The 1,181-nt window shown below is 60.5% G+C and carries 1 protein-coding gene; it reads left to right on the top strand.

Features of this window, described 5'->3' with window-relative positions; translation table 11 throughout:
• The first annotated feature begins 134 nt into the window (after positions 1 to 134).
• Positions 135 to 1,091, top strand: coding sequence for a cysteine synthase A (gene cysK / locus NW819_RS10465; protein WP_011433569.1), 957 nt, complete (start codon positions 135 to 137; stop codon positions 1,089 to 1,091).
• Positions 1,092 to 1,181 lie beyond the last annotated feature (90 nt).

Genomic DNA, 1,181 nt, shown 5'->3' with positions numbered 1-1,181 from the left:
GCTCCTGCGCTAGTAAGCTGAAAGGGGCACGCCAAGGAGCTTATTCAAGGGTTAGCCTCGCGTAAGGCCCTTGGTTGCTCCGGAGTTAAGGGCTAGGGCCCACTGCCGCGATGGTTTCTTCCTTTTTGTTAGCCATGAAAATCGCCGCCAACATCACCCAGCTCATCGGTCGCACCCCGCTGGTGCGGTTGAATCGGATCCCGCAATCGGAGGGGTGCCTGGCCGAGATCGTGGTGAAATTGGAGAGCTTTAACCCTGCCGCTTCGGTGAAAGACCGCATTGCCGTCAGCATGATCGAGGCTGCCGAACAGGCCGGTTTGATCACCCCCGGCAAGACCATCTTGGTGGAGCCCACCTCTGGCAATACCGGCATTGGCCTGGCCATGGCCGCTGCTGCCAAGGGTTACCGGCTCATCATCGTCATGCCTGAGAGCATGAGCCTGGAGCGGCGACTGCTGTTGAAAGCCTACGGAGCAGAGGTGCACCTGGCCAGTAGCGCCGGCGGCATGGGGGAAGCCATCTGGAAGGCTGAAGAGATCGTCCGCCGCACTCCCAACGCTTACATGTTGGGCCAGTTCACCAATCCCGCCAACCCCCGGATCCATGCCAGAACCACCGGCCCGGAAATTTGGGAAGATACCGATGGTCAAGTGGATATCCTGGTGGCAGGGGTAGGTACCGGCGGCACCATCACGGGGGCGGGCGAGTTTTTGAAGGGGAAAAACCCAGCCATTCGACTGGTGGCCGTTGAACCCAAGGCCAGTGCCGTCTTGAGTGGTGGACGGCCCGGCTTTCATCGCATTGAAGGGATCGGAGCGGGATTCGTGCCTGATGTGCTGCGGCGCGACCTGCTGGATGAGGTGATCCCAGTGGAAGATGAAGAGAGCATGGTCTACAGCCGGCGCCTGGCCAAAGAAGAAGGGATCCTCTCCGGCATTTCCACTGGGGCTGCCTTGGCGGGAGCCATCCAGGTGGGGCGGCGACCGGAAAACGCTGGCAAGCGGATTGTAATGATCCAGCCTAGTTTTGGGGAACGCTACCTGAGCACACCTCTTTTTCGCGACTTGGAGCGGGATTCCGATTCGAGATGACGATGATGCTGAGACTGCTGCCCTACAGGTCGCCCTGGCCCAGAGGGCGAGCTAGCATGGGTGAGAGTGACGTGGCGGAACGGCAGACGC

Source organism: Synechococcus sp. R8-2 (assembly GCF_047461715.1).
In the GTDB taxonomy this organism is placed as follows: Bacteria; Cyanobacteriota; Cyanobacteriia; order Thermostichales; family Thermostichaceae; genus Thermostichus.
The sequence above is the reverse complement of the archived record's forward strand: the minus strand, read 5'-3'. Positions and strand labels throughout refer to the sequence as shown.